This is a genomic window from Deltaproteobacteria bacterium (genome assembly GCA_028818775.1).
Taxonomy (GTDB): domain Bacteria; phylum Desulfobacterota; class Binatia; order UBA9968; family JAJDTQ01; genus JAJDTQ01.
This window is the reverse complement of record JAPPNE010000165.1, coordinates 1-2,999: the sequence shown is the minus strand read 5'-3', so window position 1 is coordinate 2,999 and position 2,999 is coordinate 1. Positions and strand designations below refer to the sequence as shown.

Annotated in this window: 1 protein-coding gene; it reads left to right on the top strand. The window is 72.9% G+C overall.

Annotated elements, in window-relative coordinates; all coding sequences use genetic code 11:
* Positions 1–313 precede the first annotated feature (313 nt).
* The coding region (locus OXU42_17680; GenBank protein ID MDE0031218.1) for a strawberry notch family protein at positions 314–2,999 on the top strand (2,686 nt) is incomplete at its 3' end.

The following is a 2,999-nucleotide window of genomic DNA, read 5'->3' as shown; positions in this document are numbered from 1 at the left end:
CCTGCCGGACTTTCACCGGCTGCACTCGCACCAGTTAGCCTGGCGCACCGCAACTGGCCTTCCTGGTCCAGGGCAACTCCGATCTCGATCCCTGCGAGTACGGCCGGCTGATGGACGCCTGCCGCGCCCGCGCGGCGGAACGGCGAAACGCCCCGAAGCCCGCCACCGACGCCCCCGCCTGATCTTCCGCACCTCCACTCCCCGCCGCCAGGAGGCCGGGCGGCCGGCCCGGGGCAGGCCGTAGGCGCGGTGCGGGAGATCTTGTCCCGCGCCGCCCCGCGGCACTTTCACTCATTCCAGGAGGGAGAGATCCATGCTCGACGCCCACACGGCGGCGGACACGTCCGCGCGCCTTCCCGTTCCCCACGCCCTTCCTTCCGTCCCCGCCTCCCCGGGCTCCGGGCCTTCCGCCCATGACGCGCTGTTCACCGCCGCCACAACCCTTCTGCCGGTCCTGGAGGCCGGCCAAGCGCTCGACGCCGCCACCCTGCGGGACGCCATGACGCAGGCCTTCGGCGCCACGGACGCGCAGGGCGCCTGGGCCTGGAAGGACGCCTACGAGGCCGCCGAAGCCGCGGTCGTGCTCTTCATCCGCCGCCACGGCCGGGCCATGCGCCGCCACGCCGGGGCCGGTCCGGACGGACCCTCCGCCATGCTCAGGATGTTGGAGGCCGTGGCCGCGCTGGAGCCGTCCCACACGAAGCGCTCGGAAGAGCAGGTCCGCCTCCAGCAGTTCTCCACGCCCCTGCCGCTGGCCTACGCGGCACTGCAAGCCGCGGCGATCCGGCCGGGGGACGCGGTGCTGGAGCCCTCGGCGGGTACCGGCATGCTGGCGGTGATGGCGGAATGCGCGCTCGGGAGCGGGGCCGGGAACCTCCATCTGAACGAGATCGCGGACGCACGCCGCGGCCTTCTGTCCCGGCTGTTCCCCGAAACCCTGGTCACCGGCGTGAACGCCGAGAACGCCGCCGACCGCCTGTCCGGCGCCCGGCCCACCGTTGTCATCATGAACCCGCCGTTCTCCGCCACGCCGGGCGTCCACCACATCCGCCACGACGCCGACCTCCGCCATGTGCGTTCCGCCTTCTCCATGCTGCCGTCGGGGGGCCGGCTCGCGGCCGTCACCTCGGCCAACTGCGTTCCAGGGGATTCCGACTGGCACGCCGCCTTCGGCCGCCTCGATCCGCCCGCCCGCGTGGTCTTCACCATGGGCGTCGACGGGCGGGTCTACGCGCGCCGGGGCACGGGCTTCGACACCAGGCTCACCGTGCTGGACCGCACGGGACGCCCCGGCATCGACGTCGATCCCGGCGCCCGCGTCGCCACTGCCGCGGAGTTGCTCGACGCGGTCATCGCCCAGGTTCCGCCCCGCCTGCCCGTGGAAGTCCGCGCCACCCAGGCCATGCCCGTCCGGGATCTCTTCGGCAACCCGGCCGCGCCGCGCCAATCGAAGCGAAAGACCGCGCCTGCGCCCGCGGCGCCCGCACCCGAACCGGCCCATGACTGGGGAGCGGTGTCCGAGCTGGCCGTCGAGACCGGCCCGGCGGATGCCGCCGCGGACGCGGGCGGCCCCGTCTCAGGACCCTACGAGCCCTGGAGGGCGGGCGCCGTCCGGATTCCGGGGGCCGTGGCGCATCCGACGCCCCTGGTGCAGTCCGCGGCAATGGCCGCCGTCCCGCATCCGGCGCCGTCCTACCGTCCCATGCTGCCGGAACGCGTCGTCACGGACGGTCTCCTGTCGGACGCCCAGCTCGAAAGCGTCGTGCTGGCGGGCCAGGCCCACCAGGGCCATCTCGCGGCGGGCTACAGGATCGGCTCCAGTTGGGAGACCGTCCAGCGCTGCGGCGAGAAGGACCAGGGCGACGTCACCGTCACGGACGAAGGCGAGACCCTGTCGGCGCCGGTGCGGTTCCGCCGGGGCTGGATGCTGGGCGACGGCACGGGCTGCGGCAAGGGACGCCAAGTGGCGGCGATCATCCTCGACGGCTGGCTCCGCGGACGGAAGCGGGCGCTCTGGCTCAGCCAGTCCGACAAGCTCCTGGAAGACGCCCGCCGGGACTGGACCGCGCTCGGAGGGCGCGAGGACGACCTGATCCCGCTCGCCAACTTCCGCCAGGGCCAGGAGATCCCGCGCTCCACCGGAATCCTCTTCGCCACCTACGCCACGCTGCGCTCGCCGTCCCGCCAGGGCCGCCCCTCGCGCCTCGACCAGATCGTGGGCTGGCTCGCCGGAGGCCTCGATGACGAGGAGCGCCATGCCTTCGACGGCGCCGTCGTCTTCGACGAGGCCCACGCCATGGCCAACGCCGCCGGAGGGAAGGGCGCGCGCGGCGACGTCAGGCCCTCGGCCCAGGGCCGCGCCGGCCTCAGGTTGCAGAACGCGCTGCCCGACGCGCGCATCGCGTACGTGTCCGCCACCGGCGCCACAACCGTGCAGGGGCTGGCCTATGCCGGGCGGCTGGGCCTGTGGGCTGCGGGCAACACCCCATTCGAGAGCCGGACCGATTTCGTGTCGGCCATGGAAGCGGGCGGGGTCGCGGCCATGGAAGTAGTCGCGAGGGACCTCAAGGCCCTGGGTCTCTACCAAGCCCGCGCGCTGGCCTACGACGGCGTGGAAGTGGACATCCTGGTGCACCAGCTCTCGCAGGAGCAGCGGCGCATCTACGACGCCTATGCGGGTGCGTTCAAGATCATCCACGCCAACATCGAGGACGCGCTCGAGGCCACGGGCATCGTGCAGGAGGGTTCCACTCTCAACCGGAACGCCAAATCGGCCGCGCTGAGCGCCTTCGAGGGCACGAAGCAGCGCTTCTTCGGGCATCTGCTGACGGCCATGAAGTGCCCGTCGCTGATCCGCGCCATCGAGGCCGATCTCGACGCCGGCCGCTCGGCCGTGATCCAGCTCGTGTCCACGGGCGAGGCCTTGATGGAGCGGCGCATCGCGGAGATACCGGCGTCGGAGTGGGACGACCTGGGCATCGACCTCACGCCCCGCGAGG